Source organism: Streptomyces alanosinicus (assembly GCF_014650595.1).
Taxonomy (GTDB): domain Bacteria; phylum Actinomycetota; class Actinomycetes; order Streptomycetales; family Streptomycetaceae; genus Streptomyces; species Streptomyces alanosinicus.
Genome location: NZ_BMVG01000001.1, coordinates 319,319 through 336,330, shown reverse-complemented (window position 1 = coordinate 336,330; position 17,012 = coordinate 319,319). Strand labels below are relative to the sequence as shown.

Sequence of the window (17,012 nt, the reverse complement as noted above, 5' to 3'; positions counted from 1 at the left end):
GGCTGTGCACTCATGGCCAACGCCGCTTGAAAGTTGACGGTCCGTCGGACGATCGGACGCCTAACAGCTCGCCCCTCGCGGGCACAGGGCGGTACAAAGCAGCCGTACTGTTCATCCCGTGAGCACTCTCGACCGCGCCCGGTGCAGTCTCAAGGCCCATCCCTGGGCCCTGGACGCGGGCATCGCCGCAGGCGTGCTGGTGTGCATGGTCGCGGGATCCTTCGTGACCCCCCGCGGCGAGAACGGCGTCACCTGGGGCGTCCGCACCCCCGACCCGCTCAGCCTCCTGCTCATGGTGCTGTCCGCGGCCGCCCTCGTCTTCCGCCGCCGCGCCGCGAAGGCGGTCCTCGCCGTCACCGGCAGCCTCTCGGTCATCGAGTCCGTCACCGGCGATCCGCGCGCCCCGGTCGCGATGGCCGCCGTGGTCGCCCTGTACACCGTCGCCTCGACCACCGACCGCACCACCACCTGGCGCGTCGGCCTGCTCACCATGACCGTGCTGACCGCCGCCGCGATACTCGGCGGCTCCCTGCCCTGGTACGCGCAGGAGAACCTCGGCGTGCTCGCCTGGACCGGGATCGGCGCCACCGCCGGCGACGCCGTACGCAGCCGGCGCGCGGAGGTCCAGGCCATCCGGGAGCGGGCCGAGAGAGCCGAACGCACCCGTGAGGAGGAGGCCCGCCGCCGGGTCGCCGAGGAACGGCTGCGCATCGCCCGGGATCTGCACGACGTCGTCGCCCATCACATCGCCCTGGTGAATGTGCAGGCCGGGGTCGCCGCGCATGTCATGGACAAGCGGCCCGAGCAGGCCAAGGAGGCCCTGGCCCATGTCCGCGAGGCCAGCCGCTCCGCCCTCGACGAGCTGCGCGCCACCGTCGGTCTGCTCCGCCAGTCCGGCGACCCCGAGGCCCCGACCGAGCCCGCCCCCGGCCTGAGCCGTCTTCAGGATCTGGCCGCCACCTTCCGCAACGCCGGCCTGCCGGTGGCGGTGGCCCGCGCCGACCAGGGCACCGAACTGCCCGCCGCCGTCGACCTGGCCGCCTACCGGATCATCCAGGAAGCCCTGACCAACGCGCAGAAGCATGCCGGACCCGATGCCAGGGCCGAGGTCAGCGTCGTACGCGTCGGAGCGAACATCGAGGTCACCGTCCTCGACGACGGCGCGGGCGCGGCCGGGGTGCCGGGGGCCGGCGGCGGGCACGGACTGCTCGGCATGCGGGAGCGGGCCACCGCCCTCGGCGGCACCCTCACCACCGGACCCCGCTACGGCGGCGGCTTTCGCGTCCATGCGATCCTGCCCCTCAAGACCCGAAGCGAGACCCGTACGACGGCCCCGGGGGAGACCGCATGACGATCCGTGTCCTGCTCGCCGACGACCAGGCACTGCTGCGCAGCGCGTTCCGGGTGCTGGTCGACTCCGAGTCCGACATGGAGGTCGTCGGGGAGGCCTCCGACGGCGCGCAGGCGGTGCGGCTGGCCCGGGAGCAGGCCCCCGACGTGGTCCTCATGGACATCCGGATGCCCGGCACGGACGGGCTCGCCGCGACCCGGATGATCAGCGAGGATGCCTCGCTCGCCCAGATCAGGGTGGTCATCCTGACCACGTTCGAGGTCGACGACTATGTGGTCGAGGCCCTGCGCGCGGGCGCCTCCGGCTTTCTCGGCAAGGGCAGCGAGCCGGAGGAGCTGCTGAACGCCATCCGGGTCGCGGCGGGCGGCGAGGCCCTGCTGTCGCCGACCGCCACCAAGGGCCTGATCGCCCGCTTCCTCGCCCAGGGCGACGGCGGCGACGGCCGCGACCCGGCCCGCTCGGAACGGCTCGGCACGCTCACGAGCCGGGAGCGCGAGGTGCTCGTCCAGGTCGCGGCCGGCCACTCCAACGACGAGATCGCCGAGCGGCTCGCGGTCAGCCCGCTGACCGTGAAGACACACGTCAACCGGGCCATGGCCAAACTGGGAGCGCGCGACCGGGCGCAGCTCGTGGTGATCGCGTACGAGTCGGGGCTGGTCCGGCCGCGGACGGACTGAACTCCACCCGGAGCCCACCCGAGGCGTACTCCGTTCTCCACCCCGGCGTACTGCGGGCGGAGTAGGCACCGGATAAGGAACTGGACCCTGGGCCTACGGTTCGGCGCTGCGTGATGGTTCAGGGTGAGAGGGTCTGCCGCTCACGGAAGAGAGACCCTGATCCATGTCCTGGCTGTCGAGATTCAGCCTCCGGCAACGGGCCCTCATAGGCCTGATGTCGCTCGTCGCGCTCGTCTTCGGGCTGATCGCGATACCCCAGATCAAGCAGCAGCTGCTGCCCACCATCAACCTGCCCATGGTGTCGGTCGTCACGCCGTACCAGGGCGCCTCGCCCGACGTGGTCGAGAAGCAGGTCGTCGAGCCGATCGAGGACAATCTGCAGGGTGTCGACGGAATCAAGTCCGTCACCTCCACCGCCAGTGAGGGCAACGCCGTGATCATGGCGTCCTTCGACTACGGCAACGACACCAAGCAGCTGGTCTCCGACGTCCAGCAGGCCGTGAACCGGGCGCGCAACCAGCTCCCGTCCGGCGTCGACCCGCAGGTCGTCTCCGGCTCGACCGACGACATGCCGGCCGTGGTCCTCGCCGTCACCTCGGGCAAGGACCAGCAGGCGCTCTCCGACCAGCTGGACAAGACGGTCGTACCGACGCTGAAGGGCATCGACGGGGTCGGCCGCGTCCAGGTCACCGGCGTCCGTGACGTGCAGGTCACGGTCACCCCGGACGACGCGAAGCTGGCACGGGCGGGACTCACCGCCGCCGCGCTCGGCCCGGCCCTGCAGGCGGGCGGCGCGACCGTCCCGGCCGGCTCCTTCGAGGAGGACGGTGCCAACCGCACCGTCCAGGTCGGCGGCGGTTTCACCTCGCTGCGGCAGATCCAGGACCTGTTGGTCACCGGCGAGGGCGGGGCGAAGCCCGTACGCCTCGGTGATGTGGCCGGCGTCAGGGAGCAGCCGGCCCCGGCCGACTCCATCACCCGCACCGACGGCCGGCCCAGCCTCGCGGTCAACGTGACGATGGACCACGACGGCAGCGCGGTGACCATCTCGAACGCCGTCAAGGACAAGCTGCCCGGCCTGCGCGAGCAGCTCGGCTCCGGCGCGAAACTCACGGTCGTCAGCGACCAGGGCCCGGCCGTCTCCAAGTCCATCAAGGGGCTGACCACGGAGGGCGCGCTCGGCCTGCTCTTCGCGGTCCTCATCATCCTCGTCTTCCTCGCGTCGATCCGTTCGACGCTGGTCACGGCCGTCTCCATCCCGCTGTCCGTCGTCCTCGCCCTGATCGTGCTGTGGACGCGCGGCCTGTCGCTGAACATGCTTACGCTCGGCGCGCTCACCATCGCCATCGGCCGGGTCGTCGACGACTCGATCGTGGTCCTGGAGAACATCAAGCGGCACCTCGGCTACGGCGAGGAGCGCAGGGACGCGATCCTGAACGCGGTGCGCGAGGTGGCCGGCGCGGTCACCTCCTCCACCCTCACCACGGTCGCCGTGTTCCTGCCGATCGGCCTGGTCGGCGGCATGGTGGGCGCCCTGTTCGGCTCGTTCAGCATCACGGTGACGGCGGCCCTGCTGGCCTCCCTGCTGGTGTCGCTGACGGTCGTCCCGGTCCTGTCGTACTGGTTCCTGCGGGCCCCGAAGGGCACCCCCGAGGATGCCGCGGAGGCCCGGCGCCGGGCCGAGGAGAAGGAAGCGGACAGCCGCCTCCAGCGCGCCTACGTCCCCGTCCTGCGCTTCGCCACACGCCGTCGCCTCACCAGTGTGCTGATCGCGATCGTGGTCCTCGTCCTCACCTTCGGCATGGGCGGTCTGCTGAAGACGAACTTCTTCGACCAGGGCGAGCAGGAAGTCCTCACCGTCAAGCAGGAGCTGAAGCCCGGCACCGGCCTCACCGAGACCGACAAGCAGGCCGAGCGGGTCGAGCAGCTGATCGCCGCCACCAAGGGCGTCAAGGACTACCAGGTCACCGTCGGCTCCTCCGGCTTCATGGCGGCCTTCGGCGGCGGCACCGACACCAACCAGGCGTCGTACCAGGTGATGCTGAAGGACTCGAAGTCGTACGACGACGTACAGAAGCACCTTGAGGACGGCCTGAAGAAGCTCAAGGGCATCGGTACGACCACCGTCTCGGCCGGTGACGGCTTCGGCAACCAGGACCTGAGCGTCGTGGTCAAGGCCTCCGACCCGCAGACGCTGTCCACGGCCGCGGAGCAGGTGCGCTCCACGGTCGCCGGCCTGGACCATGTCACGGACGTCACCAGCGACCTCGCCACCAGCGTGCCGCGGATCTCGGTCAAGGCCGGCGCCAGGGCGGCGGCTGCCGGGTTCGACGACCAGAAGCTGGGCGCCGTGGTCGCCGAGGCGGTGCGCGGTACGACGGCGGCGAAGGCGACCCTCGACGGCACAGAGCGCGATGTCGTGGTCAGGTCGGCCAAGCCCGCCACCACGCTGGCCGAGCTGAAGAACCTGCGCGTCGGCCCGGTGAAGCTGGCCGACATCGCCACGGTGAAGCTGGTGGACGGCCCGGTGTCGCTGACCCGGATCGACGGTCAGCGGGCCGCGACGATCACGGCCAGGCCGACCGGTGACAACACGGGCGCGATCAGCACCAAGCTCCAGTCGAAGATCAAGGCGCTGAAGCTGCCGACGGGTGCCACGGCCGAGATCGGCGGTGTCTCCTCCGACCAGAGCGACGCGTTCAAGAACCTGGGCCTGGCGATGCTGGCGGCGATCGCGATCGTCTTCATGCTCCTGGTGGCGACGTTCCGCTCGCTGGCCCAGCCGCTGATCCTGCTGGTCTCCATCCCGTTCGCGGCGACCGGCGCGATCGGCCTGCTGGTCGCCACCGGCACCCCGATGGGCGTCCCGGCGATGATCGGCATGCTGATGCTGATCGGCATCGTGGTGACCAACGCGATCGTGCTGATCGACCTGATCAACCAGTACCGCCGACAGGGCTACGGCGTGGTCGAGGCCGTGATCGAGGGCGGCCGGCACCGGCTGCGCCCGATCCTCATGACGGCCCTGGCGACGATCTTCGCCCTGCTGCCGATGGCCCTGGGCGTCACCGGCGAGGGCGGCTTCATCGCCCAGCCGCTCGCGGTGGTCGTCATCGGCGGCCTGATCACCTCCACCCTGCTGACGCTCCTTCTGGTACCGACGCTCTACGCGATGCTGGAGCTCCGCAAGGAGCGCCGGGCGAAGAAGCGGGCGGCGAAGAAGGAGGCGAAGGCGAGGAAGGAGGCGAAGGCGGAGAAGGCGCCGGATCCGGAGCCGGCCGGAGTCTGAGCACCCCGCCACACCGCACTCCTTCACACGCCGGGGCCCGGCCCGCGTCCTGCGGGCCGGGCCCCGGCGTCTGTGCCGTCGAAGCCCTACGGCAGGGCGAGCATCCGTTCCAGCGCGAGCTTGGCGAACGCCTCGGTCTCCTTGTCGACCTCGATCCGGTTGACCAGGTTGCCCTCGGCCAGGGACTCCAGGGCCCAGACCAGATGGGGCAGGTCGATGCGGTTCATGGTCGAGCAGAAGCAGACCGTCTTGTCGAGGAAGACGATCTCCTTGCCCTCGGGCGCGAAACGATTCGCCAGCCGGCGGACCAGGTTCAGCTCGGTGCCGATGGCCCACTTGGAGCCGGTCGGGGCCGCCTCCAGGGCCTTGATGATGTACTCGGTGGAGCCGACGTAGTCCGCGGCGGCGACGACCTCGTGCTTGCACTCCGGGTGGACCAGCACGTTCACACCGGGGATGCGGGCGCGCACGTCGTTGACCGAGTCGAGGCTGAAGCGGCCGTGCACCGAGCAGTGGCCGCGCCACAGGATCATCTTCGCGGCCCGCAGCTGCTCCGCCGTCAGCCCGCCGTTCGGCTTGTGCGGGTTGTAGACCACACAGTCGTCCAGGGACATGCCCATGTCCCGGACGGCGGTGTTGCGGCCGAGGTGCTGGTCGGGCAGGAACAGCACCTTTGTCGTGGAGGGCTCCCCCTGCTCGAAGGCCCAGTCCAGCGCCCGCTTGGCGTTGGACGAGGTGCAGATCGTGCCGCCGTGCTTGCCGGTGAACGCCTTGATGTCGGCGGAGGAGTTCATGTACGAGACCGGTACGACCTGCTCGGCCACGCCTGCCTCGGTCAGTACGTCCCAGCACTCCGCGACCTGCTCGGCCGTCGCCATGTCGGCCATCGAACAGCCGGCGGCGAGGTCGGGCAGGACGACCTTCTGGTCGTCGGAGGTGAGGATGTCCGCGGACTCGGCCATGAAGTGCACACCGCAGAAGACGATGTACTCGGCCTCCGGGCGCGCGGCCGCGTCCCGGGCCAGCTTGAAGGAGTCACCCGTGACGTCCGCGAACTGGATGACCTCGTCGCGCTGGTAGTGATGGCCGAGTACGAAGACCTTGTCGCCGAGCTTCTCCTTGGCCGCGCGGGCGCGCTCGACCAGGTCGGGGTCGGACGGCGAGGGCAGGTCGCCGGGGCACTCGACGCCCCGCTCGCTCTTCGGGTCGGCCTCACGGCCGAGCAGCAGCAGGGCGAGCGGAGTCGGCTGCACGTCGAGTTCCGGGGTCTGGGCGGTGGTCACGACACGCACCCTTTCTACTTTTCGTCTAACTGACGCTATCTATCATAACTGGTTCACGTCACTTTGACGATGGCCATAACGTCGATGTGACGTGAATCCCCTTGGGGTCCCTCCACAGGCCGCTGTCGACGACAGAGGGCATGTGCGAGCATGAAGACGGAAGCAAAAATGCGACAACGCGACCGCCCGGCCCGGAATGAATCCGCGAAAGCGCCGGTTGCACTCGTCGGCAAGCAGTCTCCGTACAACCCGGGAGAGATGTAGATGTCCGTATCGGACGAGACCACCACCGTCACCGACGGCATCATCCTGACCGACGCCGCCGCGGCCAAGGTGAAGGCCCTGCTCGACCAGGAAGGCCGTGACGACCTCGCGCTGCGCGTCGCCGTCCAGCCCGGCGGCTGCTCCGGCCTGCGCTACCAGCTCTTCTTCGACGAGCGCTCGCTCGACGGCGACGTGGTGAAGGACTTCGGCGGGGTCAAGGTCGTCACGGACCGCATGAGCGCCCCGTACCTGGGCGGCGCCACCGTCGACTTCGTGGACACCATCGAGAAGCAGGGCTTCACGATCGACAACCCGAACGCGACCGGCTCCTGCGCCTGCGGCGACTCCTTCAGCTGAGCCGCGGACCCTGTCCGAAGGAACGGCGAAGGTCCGAAGGAACGGAGAAAGGCGGCGGCCCCTGGTGAAGGGGCCGCCGCCTTTCGTCGTGCGCTGCGGGAGACTCAGCGCGGCTGCGCCGACGCGTCCGGCCGCAGCGAGCCCGGCTTGTCCCGCGGGATCCGCGTGCCGTCGGCGTCGACCACCGTCCGTCCGCCGAGCGGCGCGGTCAGCCGTACGGTCTTCACGTACTCCTTGGCGATCAGTACGCACACCTTGTCCGGCCAGGGCCGCTCGGTGACGGTCACGGTCACCCGGTCGCCGCTCTCCTTCGCCGAGGCCTTGTAGTCGGCGCACACCCCGCCGAAGAAGCTCACGTGCAGCTCCCGGTCGTCGGCCGTGTAGCCGGTGACCTTCACGGTGTGCGGCCGCGGCGCCTTGGTGGGCCCGCCGGAGGGGGCCTGTGCCGAGGCCACGTACCGGGGATCGACCGCCGGATAGGCCACCGTGGACGTGCCCTGGCCGGCCGGCTCCCGCACCTCGAACAGCCAGGACGGCACCAGCGTCTGCCGCCCGGCGACGGACCGCACGGCCAGCCCGAACACCGCCTTGTCCACGGTGACCCGGTCCGCCTTCTCGACCGTGACCCGGTCGACCCCGTTCTTCGGCACCGCGCCGGCGGCCTGCTTCGGTCCCGCGCTCGCGGCGCCGCAGGGCTGCTCCAGCCGGTCCTTCAGCGGCACCGGACTGGTGCAGCCGCCGATCCCCATCCGGTGGTCGCCCTTCGGCGCCGCGTTCATCAGCTTCAGCGTCTTCGCGGCACTCAGCACGGGATACACCGCGCCCTTCACCGGCGCCCCCAGCAGCCCGTGCCCGCCGACCACCTCACCCTGCCGGTCCACGGTCAGCCCCGTCGACCAGCCGTACGTCGGCAGCCCGCCGACCACCGGCTCGGCGTTGACCACCCGCTGGACGCCCATGACCTGCCCCGCGTCGATCTTCGCGTCGTCCAGCCCGGCCGCCTTCAGCACCGGCGCGGCGGCCTCGGTCGCCTTCCGCACACTCACCGGGGCGCCGCTGGGGCCCATCGGATCGTGTGCGCACAGAACACCCTTCTTGCAGTTGTCGGTGCCCGGCGCATACCGGCTGAACGTCCAGCTGCCCGGTGCGTCCCGGTTCACCTGGAGGCTCGGCCCGAAGCCGTCCTTGCCGCCGACCCGCCAGATCCCGCCCTCGGCCACCGGGGTGCCCTCGACACCGAGCGCCTTCGCCAGCCGGGCCACCGCGTCCTTACCGACCTGTCCCTTCGGCATGTACACCGGCGCGGAACCCGGCCCGGCAGGCAGCTCGCCGGCGGCCACATAGGTCGCTCCGTACGGGTCCGGCTCACCCGGCGCGATGCCGCCGGTGCCGCTCCAGCCGTCCAGGGCGAGCGGTGGGGGAGTGGCCCCGCCGGCCGCACCGGGGCCGCCGTCCCGGCCGCCCGCGTCGCTGCTCGCCGCGAGGTACGCGCCGCCGCCCCCGACCAGCAGCACGGCGGCGGCGACGGAGAGGACGGCGAGCCGCGACCGCCGCCCGCCCGGCCGTTCCTCCCCGCCCTCAGGGCTCCCGACGGTCCCGGCGCTGTCGGCATGCTCGGAGCCCTCGGTGTGCTCGCGGTTCTCGGGTTCCTCGGTGTTCACCGCATCGCTCCTCGCTGGTCGTATCCCGCATCCCCTGCGTGGGGGACGGCGATGGGACGCGGGAGGGGAGCGTGCGGTTCCCGGGTGCCCGGCGCGACGCGCCCGGCGCGTCAGTCCCCGTAGTCCGACATCGCGTCCAGCAGTCGCGCGGACGTGGCCGGCACGGTCACGCCGTGGATCCGGGACGGCGGCACCGGCCGGGACCCGGCATGCTTCGGAACCGACCAGTGCGGAGCCATCCGGGCACAGTCACCGCGCAGTACGGCGAGGTCGCCCTCGATGTCGGCCGGGGCGGTGGAGCGGAATCCGATGTTCGTCATGACCGCACCGTAGGCCTGCACCGGGCCGCGAAGAAAGATCTACTATCGGGTAGTTTCGCCGCCTACAGCGCCGGCCGCCGACCGGGTAGCGTGAACTGTCAACCCGCCCTCCCGTCTCCGCAGGAGATTTCCCGTCGTGCGCATCGCAGTCACCGGCTCCATCGCCACCGACCACCTCATGACCTTCCCTGGCCGGTTCGCCGACCAGCTCGTCGCGGACCAGCTGCACACGGTTTCGCTCTCCTTCCTGGTCGACAACCTCGACGTGCGCCGGGGCGGTGTCGGCGCCAACATCGCCTTCGGCATGGGCCAGCTCGGCACCCAGCCGATCCTGGTCGGCGCCGCCGGCTTCGACTTCGACGAGTACCGCGCCTGGCTCGACCGGCACGGCGTGGACACCGAGTCGGTCCGCATCTCCGAGACCCTGCACACCGCACGCTTCGTGTGCACGACCGACGCCGACCACAACCAGATCGGCTCCTTCTACACCGGTGCGATGAGCGAGGCCCGCCTCATCGAGCTGAAGACCGTCGCCGACCGCGTGGGCGGCCTCGACCTGGTCCTCATCGGCGCCGACGACCCCGAGGGCATGCTCCGCCACACGGAGGAGTGCCGCTCCCGGGGGATCCCCTTCGCCGCCGACTTCTCCCAGCAGATCGCCCGGATGGACGGCGACGAGATCCGCGTCCTGCTGGACGGGGCGACCTACCTGTTCTCCAACGAGTACGAGAAGGGCCTCATCGAGACCAAGACCGGCTGGACCGACGCCGAGATCCTGGCCAAGGTCGGCCACCGCGTCACCACGCTCGGCTCGCGCGGCGTACGGATCGAGCGGGTCGGCGAGGACCCCATCGAGGTCGGCTGCCCCGAGGAGGAGCGCAAGGCCGAGCCCACGGGTGTCGGCGACGCCTTCCGCGCCGGGTTCCTGTCGGGACTGGCCTGGGGTGTCTCGCTGGAGCGCGCCGCCCAGGTGGGCTGCATGCTGGCGACGCTCGTCATCGAGACCGTGGGGACGCAGGAGTACCGGTTGCGGCGGGCGCACTTCATGGAGCGGTTCGTGAAGGCGTACGGGGACGAGGCCGGCGAGGAAGTCCAGGCTCACCTGGGCTGAGGAGGCGGGGGGCCGGGGGCTGCGCCCCCGGACCCCCCCTCAGCTGACCCGGCGTACCACGTACGCCGTCCCCCTCTCCGCCGGCTCCTCGCCCACGTACTCCTGCCCCCGCATCTCGCACCACGCCGGGATGTCCAGCCGGGCCGCCTCGTCGTCGGACAGGACCCGTACGGTCCCCCCGACCGGCACCTCGCCGAACACCTTGGCCAGCTCGATGACCGGGATCGGGCAGCGCTTGCCGAGGGAGTCGACGACGAGTTCCCCGGCCTGCACGGCGGTCTCGGGGGCCGGTGCGCCCAGGGTCTCCCGGACACCTGCCACGGCGCCCGGCAGCACGGTCAGGAACCGCTCCACGTCCTCCTCGGCCGCCCCCGCCGGCAGGGACACCCGTACATTGCCCTCGCTCAGCACGCCCATCGCCTTCAGCACATGGCTGGGCGTCAGCGTGCTGCTCGTGCAGGAGGAACCGGAGGACACCGAGAAGCCCTCGCGGTCCAGGGCGTGCAGCAGCGCCTCGCCGTCGACGTACAGACAGGAGAAGGTGACGATTCCGGGCAGTCGCCGCTCGGCGTCCCCGACGACCTCCACCTCCGGCACCAGCTCCGGCACCCGGGTCCGGATCCGCTCCGTCAGCTCCCTCAGCCGTACCGCCTCCTGGGCCGCCTCGGCCCGCACCGCGCGCAGCGAGGCGACGGCCGCCACGATGGCCGGAATGTTCTCGAACCCGGCCGCCCGCCCCGACTCCCGCTCGTCGGCCGGGCCTTGGACGGCGAACCGCACCCCCTTGCGTACGACGAGCAGCCCGACCCCGGGCGGCCCGCCCCACTTGTGCGCGCTGGCCGTCAGCAGTGACCAGGCGCCCTCGACCGGCCCCCACCCGAGCGACTGCGCCGCGTCCACCAGCAGCGGGACCCCGGCGGCCCGGCACACCTCCGCCGTCTCGGCCACCGGTTGCACGGTCCCCACCTCGTGGTTGGCCGACTGCAGACACGCCAGCGCGGTGTCCGGCCGGAGGGCGGCCGCGTAGGCCGACGGGTCCACGGAACCCGCCCGGTCGACCGGCACCCGGTCCACCGTCCCGCCGTCCGCCTCGCACACCTGTGCCGAATGGAGTACGGAGGAGTGTTCGACCGCCGACACGACCAGGTGGCGCCCCACCCGCCGCCGTCCGGCCAACGCGCCCCCGATTCCGCTGTGTACGGCCCGCGTCCCGGACGACGTGAACACCACCTCGTCCCCCCGGCAGCCGACCGCCTCGGCAACCGCCTCCCGAGCGGCATCGAGCAGCATCCGCGCCCTGCGCCCTTCCCGGTAGAGGCGAGCGGGGTCCGCCCACCCCTCATCCAGGGCGGCCAAGAAGGCCTGACGGGCGACGGGATGCAGGGGAACGGCGGACGCAGCGTCAAAGTAGGACACACAGCAACGGTAGAACGTGCGTCGGCCGCACCACCTCAGGGGCGCGGGGAACGGCGCGACCAGCCACGACGCGAGCCGCACCCGCCATGCCGAACCGCGACAACCCGAGCTGTTGGGCGCCCGATCCAAACCCTTCGGAGTGACCGGCGGCGCGTATGCCCCCCTCCCCGCGAACCCTCGGAGAGCGTCGGCTAGGGTTTGGTCCGCATAAACATCCAAACCCCTGCCCGCCGCAGGGCGGCGACCGACCAGCGAGAAGGCCGCAGCCGACCGCGCGGGCGAGACTCTCGGGAAGGCGCTACGTGAGTCCCAACGGCTCCGACCGCTCGCCGCGGCGCCCGATGCGGCGGAAGCTGCTGCAGGCACTGACCGCGGGCCTGGTCCTGGCGACCGCTACCGGTTGCACATACAAGGACTTCCCCCGCCTTGGCATGCCCACCCCGACCACGGAAGAGGCTCCGCGGATCCTCTCCCTGTGGCAGGGCTCCTGGGCTGCCGCACTGGCCACCGGCGTGCTGGTGTGGGGCCTGATCCTGTGGAGTGCTTTCTTCCACCGGCGCAGCCGCACCAAGGTCGAGGTACCTCCGCAGACCCGGTACAACATGCCGATCGAGGCCCTGTACACGGTGGTCCCGATCATCATCATCTCGGTGCTCTTCTACTTCACGGCCCGGGACGAGTCGAAGCTCCTGGACCTCTCCAAGAAGCCGGACCTCACGGTGAACGTGGTCGGCTACCAGTGGAGCTGGGGCTTCAACTACGTCGAGAACGTCCCCGGTGTCCCCGGCGACGCGAAGACCGACAAGAACCTGGACGCCATTCCGGACCGGTTCAAGAAGGACTTCCCGGCGAACGCCGGCGGTGTCTACGACGCCGGCACTCCCGCCACGCGGAACCCGCAGACGGGCAACCCCGGTCCGACGCTCTGGCTCCCCAAGGGCAAGACGGTCCGCTTCGTCCTCACCTCGCGTGACGTCATCCACTCCTTCTGGGTGGTGCCGTTCCTGATGAAGATGGACGTCATCCCGGGCCACACCAACTCTTTCCAGGTGACCCCCAACCAGGAGGGCACCTTCCTCGGCAAGTGTGCCGAGCTCTGCGGCGTCGACCACTCCCGGATGCTGTTCAACGTGAAGGTCGTCTCCCCCGAGCGGTACGAGCAGCACCTCAAGGACCTCGCCAAGAAGGGGCAGACCGGTTACATTCCCGCCGGCATCGCGCAGACGAGCCACGAGAAGAACCGGGAGACGAACAACCTGTGAGCATCCTCAACGAACCCCAGGGTGCCGCGGCTGCTGAAGGCTTGTACGCGGACGAGCAGCCGGTCAGGCGCAAGCAGCCCGGCAATGTCGTGGTGAAGTGGCTGACGACCACCGACCACAAGACGATCGGCACGCTCTATCTGGTCACCTCGTTCGCGTTCTTCCTGATCGGTGGCGTGATGGCGCTGCTGATGCGCGCCGAGCTGGCCCGGCCGGGCTTGCAGATCATGTCGAACGAGCAGTTCAACCAGGCGTTCACGATGCACGGCACGATCATGCTGCTGATGTTCGCGACGCCGCTGTTCGCCGGCTTCACCAACTGGATCATGCCGCTGCAGATCGGCGCGCCCGATGTGGCGTTCCCGCGGCTGAACATGTTCGCCTACTGGCTCTACCTGTTCGGCTCGATCATCGCGGTGGGCGGCTTCATCACCCCGCAGGGCGCGGCCGACTTCGGCTGGTTCGCCTACTCCCCGCTGTCGGACGCGGTCCGCTCGCCGGGCGTCGGCGCCGACATGTGGATCATGGGTCTGGCCTTCTCCGGCTTCGGCACCATCCTCGGCTCGGTCAACTTCATCACCACGATCATCTGCATGCGCGCCCCGGGCATGACCATGTTCCGCATGCCGATCTTCGTGTGGAACGTGCTGCTGACCGCCGTGCTGGTCCTGCTCGCCTTCCCGGTCCTCGCGGCCGCGCTGTTCGCCCTGGAGGCGGACCGCAAGTTCGGCGCCCATGTCTTCGACGCCGCCAACGGCGGAGCCTTGCTATGGCAACACCTCTTCTGGTTCTTCGGCCATCCAGAGGTGTACATCATCGCGCTACCGTTCTTCGGCATCATCTCCGAGGTCATCCCGGTCTTCTCGCGTAAGCCGATGTTCGGCTACATGGGCCTGATCGCGGCCACCATCGCGATCGCCGGTCTGTCCGTGACGGTGTGGGCCCACCACATGTACGTCACCGGCGGTGTGCTGCTGCCGTTCTTCTCCTTCATGACGTTCCTGATCGCCGTACCGACCGGTGTGAAGTTCTTCAACTGGATCGGCACCATGTGGAAGGGCTCGCTGTCCTTCGAGACACCGATGCTCTGGGCGACCGGCTTCCTGGTCACCTTCACGTTCGGTGGTCTGACCGGTGTCATCCTGGCCTCGCCGCCGATGGACTTCCACGTCTCCGACTCGTACTTCGTGGTGGCGCACTTCCACTACGTGGTCTTCGGTACGGTCGTCTTCGCCATGTTCTCCGGATTCCACTTCTGGTGGCCGAAGATGACGGGCAAGATGCTCGACGAGCGCCTCGGCAAGATCACCTTCTGGACGCTGTTCATCGGCTTCCACACCACGTTCCTGGTCCAGCACTGGCTGGGCGCCGAGGGCATGCCGCGGCGTTACGCCGACTATCTGGCGGCCGACGGCTTCACCGCTCTGAACACGGTGTCGACCATCGGTTCGTTCGTGCTCGGCCTGTCGATCCTGCCGTTCCTCTACAACGTGTGGAAGACGGCCAAGTACGGCAAGCCGGTCAACGTCGACGACCCGTGGGGCTACGGCCGTTCCCTGGAGTGGGCGACCTCCTGCCCGCCGCCGCGGCACAACTTCCTCACCCTGCCGCGGATCCGCAGCGAATCCCCGGCGTTCGACCTGCACCACCCTGAGATCGCCGCGCTCGAGCAGCTGGAGCACGCCGGTCACGGCACCGCCATCGCGGGCAGCAAGGAGGCCGGCAAGTGAAGATCCAGGGTCGGATGTTCATCTGGCTGAGCGTCTTCATCCTGATCATGGCCATCGTGTATGGCGTGTGGTCGAAGGAGCCGGCCGGTACCACCGCGCTCTTCCTGGCCTTCGGCCTGAGCGTCATGATCGGCTTCTACCTGGGCTTCACCGCCCGGCGGGTCGACGCGGGCGCCCAGGACGACAAGGAAGCCGACGTCGCGGACGACGCGGGCGAGCTGGGCTTCTTCAGCCCGCACAGCTGGCAGCCGCTGATGCTGGGCTTCGGCGGTGCGATCGCCTTCCTCAGCATCGCGGTCGGCTGGTGGCTGATCTACTTCTCGGCCCCGTTCATCGTGGTCGGCCTGTTCGGCTGGGTGTTCGAGTACTACCACGGTGAGAACCGCACCCAGTAACACACCAGAGCACCCACCGGAAGCCCGGACACTCCATCAGGAGGGTCCGGGCTTCCGGCCTTTTGGGTGACCTCACGTGCCGGTCACCCATCCGCTGTCGGCCTTGTGCCGTAGTGTCGATCACTCGAACGGATTACCTGCCGCGCTGGTGAGGTCTGCGCCTCATAGCGTGATCGTATGAACCACACACCGCGAACCCGCACCGCCGTCGGCTGCACCCTGTTGGTGACCGCTCTCGGCGCGGGCGTCACTGCCTGCGGTTCGGACGGCAACCCCCTGTCGGCCAAGCCGTACGACGCGGCGGGTGTCATCTCGTTCAACGCCCCCACCGACGCGGGCAAGCGGGCCGACCCGGACAAACCTCTGGAGATCACCGCCAACAGCGATGACGGCCGGATCACCGACGTCACCGCCCAGGACTCCACAGGGCGCTATGTGGCGGGCGAACTCGCCGCCGACGGCAGCAGATGGCACAGCACCGCCCCGCTGGCCGCAGGCGACCACTACACGGTCACGGTGAGCACCGAGGACGACGACGGCGCGCCCGGCCGCAAGGTCCTCTCGTTCGACACCAGCAGGCCCACGAACAAGAAGCGGCTGAACGTCACCTTCGGGCCGGACGCGGGCGAGTACGGCGTGGGTCAGCCCATCACCGCCCAACTGGACCAGGAGGTCAAGGACAAGACGGAGCGCGCCGTCGTGGAGAGCGCCCTGCGCGTGCAGTCCACGCCGGCCGTGCAGGGCTCCTGGTACTGGGTGGACGACAAGGAGCTCCACTACCGGCCCAAGGTGTACTGGCCCACCCACACCACCGTCACGGTGCACAGCAACCTGGACGGCATCAAGATCGGTGACCGGCTGTGGGGCGGTCCGTCCAAGTCGCTGACCATCACCACGGGCGACCGGGTGGAGGCCGTCACGGACGCCGCGGCGCACCGGATGACGGTCTTCAAGAACGGCGTGGCCATCAAGGCGCTGCCCGTCACCACCGGCAAGCCCGGCTTCGAGACCCGCAACGGCGTCAAGGTCATCCTGGCCAAGCAGTACTTCGTACGCATGCGCAGCACCACGGTCGGCATCGCCGCGGGCACCCGCGACTCCTACGACCTGCCGGTCTACTGGGCCACCCGGGTGACCTGGTCGGGCGAGTTCGTCCATGCCGCGCCCTGGTCCGTGGGCTCACAGGGCTCCGCGAACGTCAGCCACGGCTGCACCGGCATGAGTACGGCGAACGCCGAGTGGTTCTTCAACGCCGTCCGCGAGGGCGACATCGTCAGGGTGGTCAACTCCATGGGCGACCCGATGGAACCCTTCGGCAACGGCTTCGGCGACTGGAACGTCGACTGGAACAAGTGGCGCAAGGGCAGCGCCCTGACCGGCGACGCGATGAACACACCGTCCGAGGCCAACCAGGTACGCCTCCAGCCGGCAGCGCTGTAGCAGGGGCGCGGGCACGAAGCCCACGCCCCGGGCTCTCAGGCGCTCAGCAGCCTCTTCTGACGGAGCAACGAAGCAAGGGCCGAGGCGAACTCCACGGGATCCACCGGCAGCGTCACCGCCGCGTCGGCCCGGCTCCACGTGGCCAGCCACGCATCCTGCGGCCGCCCCATCAGCAGCAGCACCGGCGGGCAGTTGAACACCTCGTCCTTGATCTGCCGGCACACCCCCATGCCCCCCATCGGCACGGCCTCGCCGTCGAGCACGCACACATCGATGCCCCCGCGCCCCAGCTCCCGCAGCACCGCCTCGGGCGTCGCGCACTCCACGAACTCGACCAGAGGGGCGTCAGGAGCCGGCTTACGGCCGGTGGCCAGCCGTACTTGCTCGCGGGTGGTGGAGTCGTCGCTGTAGACCAGCACCGTGGCGGTCGGCTGCATGGTTCCTCCGGGACGTCAG

The 17,012-nt window shown here is 69.9% G+C and carries 14 protein-coding genes; 9 read left to right on the top strand and 5 right to left on the bottom strand.

The window, feature by feature from the left end:
- Window positions 1-118: 118 nt before the first annotated feature.
- The 3 genes from IE277_RS01510 to IE277_RS01500 all read left to right on the top strand — a co-directional run bounded on the left by IE277_RS01510 (window position 119) and on the right by IE277_RS01500 (window position 5,317).
- Window positions 119-1,351: a sensor histidine kinase gene (locus IE277_RS01510; RefSeq protein ID WP_189947702.1), complete on the top strand. Its 1,233-nt coding sequence runs from the start codon at window positions 119-121 to the stop codon at window positions 1,349-1,351.
- Window positions 1,348-2,028, top strand: coding sequence for a response regulator (locus tag IE277_RS01505; protein WP_189947700.1), 681 nt, complete (start codon window positions 1,348-1,350; stop codon window positions 2,026-2,028). Before IE277_RS01510 ends, IE277_RS01505 begins: the two co-directional genes overlap by 4 nt.
- Window positions 2,029-2,191: 163 nt before the next feature.
- Window positions 2,192-5,317 (top strand): efflux RND transporter permease subunit, encoded by a 3,126-nt coding sequence (locus IE277_RS01500; RefSeq protein WP_189947698.1) that lies wholly within the window; start codon window positions 2,192-2,194, stop codon window positions 5,315-5,317.
- A gap of 86 nt (window positions 5,318-5,403) precedes the next feature.
- On the opposite strand, the gene nadA is transcribed toward IE277_RS01500, so the two are convergent.
- The gene (gene nadA, locus IE277_RS01495) at window positions 5,404-6,600 is read right to left on the bottom strand and encodes a quinolinate synthase NadA (protein WP_189947696.1); all 1,197 of its coding nucleotides are present in this window, start codon (window positions 6,598-6,600) and stop codon (window positions 5,404-5,406) included.
- Between the two features lie 264 nt (window positions 6,601-6,864).
- On the opposite strand from nadA, the gene IE277_RS01490 reads away from it, so the two are divergent.
- Entirely contained in the window at window positions 6,865-7,221 is a 357-nt protein-coding gene (locus IE277_RS01490; protein ID WP_030340884.1) for an iron-sulfur cluster assembly accessory protein, read from the top strand.
- 104 nt (window positions 7,222-7,325) lie between these two features.
- On the opposite strand, the gene IE277_RS01485 is transcribed toward IE277_RS01490, so the two are convergent.
- Together IE277_RS01485 and IE277_RS01480 are read right to left on the bottom strand one after the other, a co-directional pair.
- Complete coding sequence (locus IE277_RS01485; RefSeq protein ID WP_308433334.1) at window positions 7,326-8,882, bottom strand: hypothetical protein; 1,557 nt, start codon at window positions 8,880-8,882, stop codon at window positions 7,326-7,328.
- Window positions 8,883-8,992: 110 nt separating this feature from the next.
- The gene (locus tag IE277_RS01480; RefSeq protein ID WP_189947695.1) at window positions 8,993-9,202 is read right to left on the bottom strand and encodes a hypothetical protein; all 210 of its coding nucleotides are present in this window, start codon (window positions 9,200-9,202) and stop codon (window positions 8,993-8,995) included.
- Window positions 9,203-9,338: 136 nt separating this feature from the next.
- Here IE277_RS01480 and IE277_RS01475 point away from each other — a divergent pair, with 136 nt between their 5' ends.
- Window positions 9,339-10,313, top strand: coding sequence for a carbohydrate kinase family protein (locus IE277_RS01475; protein ID WP_189947693.1), 975 nt, complete (start codon window positions 9,339-9,341; stop codon window positions 10,311-10,313).
- Window positions 10,314-10,352: 39 nt separating this feature from the next.
- Here IE277_RS01475 and IE277_RS01470 read toward each other — a convergent pair whose 3' ends face one another.
- Window positions 10,353-11,729 (bottom strand): cysteine desulfurase/sulfurtransferase TusA family protein, encoded by a 1,377-nt coding sequence (locus tag IE277_RS01470; RefSeq protein WP_189947691.1) that lies wholly within the window; start codon window positions 11,727-11,729, stop codon window positions 10,353-10,355.
- Between the two features lie 302 nt (window positions 11,730-12,031).
- Here IE277_RS01470 and ctaC point away from each other — a divergent pair, with 302 nt between their 5' ends.
- From ctaC to IE277_RS01450, 4 genes are all read left to right on the top strand, one after another.
- The gene (gene ctaC / locus IE277_RS01465; RefSeq protein WP_189947689.1) at window positions 12,032-12,991 is read left to right on the top strand and encodes an aa3-type cytochrome oxidase subunit II; all 960 of its coding nucleotides are present in this window, start codon (window positions 12,032-12,034) and stop codon (window positions 12,989-12,991) included.
- Complete coding sequence (gene ctaD / locus IE277_RS01460) at window positions 12,988-14,721, top strand: aa3-type cytochrome oxidase subunit I (protein ID WP_189947687.1); 1,734 nt, start codon at window positions 12,988-12,990, stop codon at window positions 14,719-14,721. The genes ctaC and ctaD overlap by 4 nt, the downstream gene beginning before the upstream one ends.
- Window positions 14,718-15,116 carry a cytochrome c oxidase subunit 4 gene (locus IE277_RS01455; RefSeq protein WP_023551358.1) on the top strand — a complete coding sequence of 133 codons (399 nt, stop codon included), beginning with the start codon at window positions 14,718-14,720 and terminating at the stop codon, window positions 15,114-15,116. Before ctaD ends, IE277_RS01455 begins: the two co-directional genes overlap by 4 nt.
- Window positions 15,117-15,293: 177 nt before the next feature.
- Window positions 15,294-16,556: a L,D-transpeptidase gene (locus IE277_RS01450; protein WP_189947685.1), complete on the top strand. Its 1,263-nt coding sequence runs from the start codon at window positions 15,294-15,296 to the stop codon at window positions 16,554-16,556.
- Between the two features lie 35 nt (window positions 16,557-16,591).
- Here the strand turns inward: IE277_RS01450 and IE277_RS01445 are convergent, their stop codons facing one another.
- Complete coding sequence (locus tag IE277_RS01445; RefSeq protein ID WP_189947683.1) at window positions 16,592-16,993, bottom strand: response regulator; 402 nt, start codon at window positions 16,991-16,993, stop codon at window positions 16,592-16,594.
- Window positions 16,994-17,012: the final 19 nt, after the last annotated feature.

Bases quoted from the DNA above. Each gene is read 5' to 3' on its own strand.
- IE277_RS01445 (WP_189947683.1), bottom strand. From the start codon at position 16,993: ATGCAGCCGACCGCCACGGTGCTGGTCTACAGCGACGACTCCACCACC.
- IE277_RS01450 (WP_189947685.1), top strand. From the start codon at position 15,294: ATGAACCACACACCGCGAACCCGCACCGCCGTCGGCTGCACCCTGTTG.
- IE277_RS01480 (WP_189947695.1), bottom strand. From the start codon at position 9,202: ATGACGAACATCGGATTCCGCTCCACCGCCCCGGCCGACATCGAGGGC.
- IE277_RS01500 (WP_189947698.1), top strand. From the start codon at position 2,192: ATGTCCTGGCTGTCGAGATTCAGCCTCCGGCAACGGGCCCTCATAGGC.
- IE277_RS01490 (WP_030340884.1), top strand. From the start codon at position 6,865: ATGTCCGTATCGGACGAGACCACCACCGTCACCGACGGCATCATCCTG.
- IE277_RS01505 (WP_189947700.1), top strand. From the start codon at position 1,348: ATGACGATCCGTGTCCTGCTCGCCGACGACCAGGCACTGCTGCGCAGC.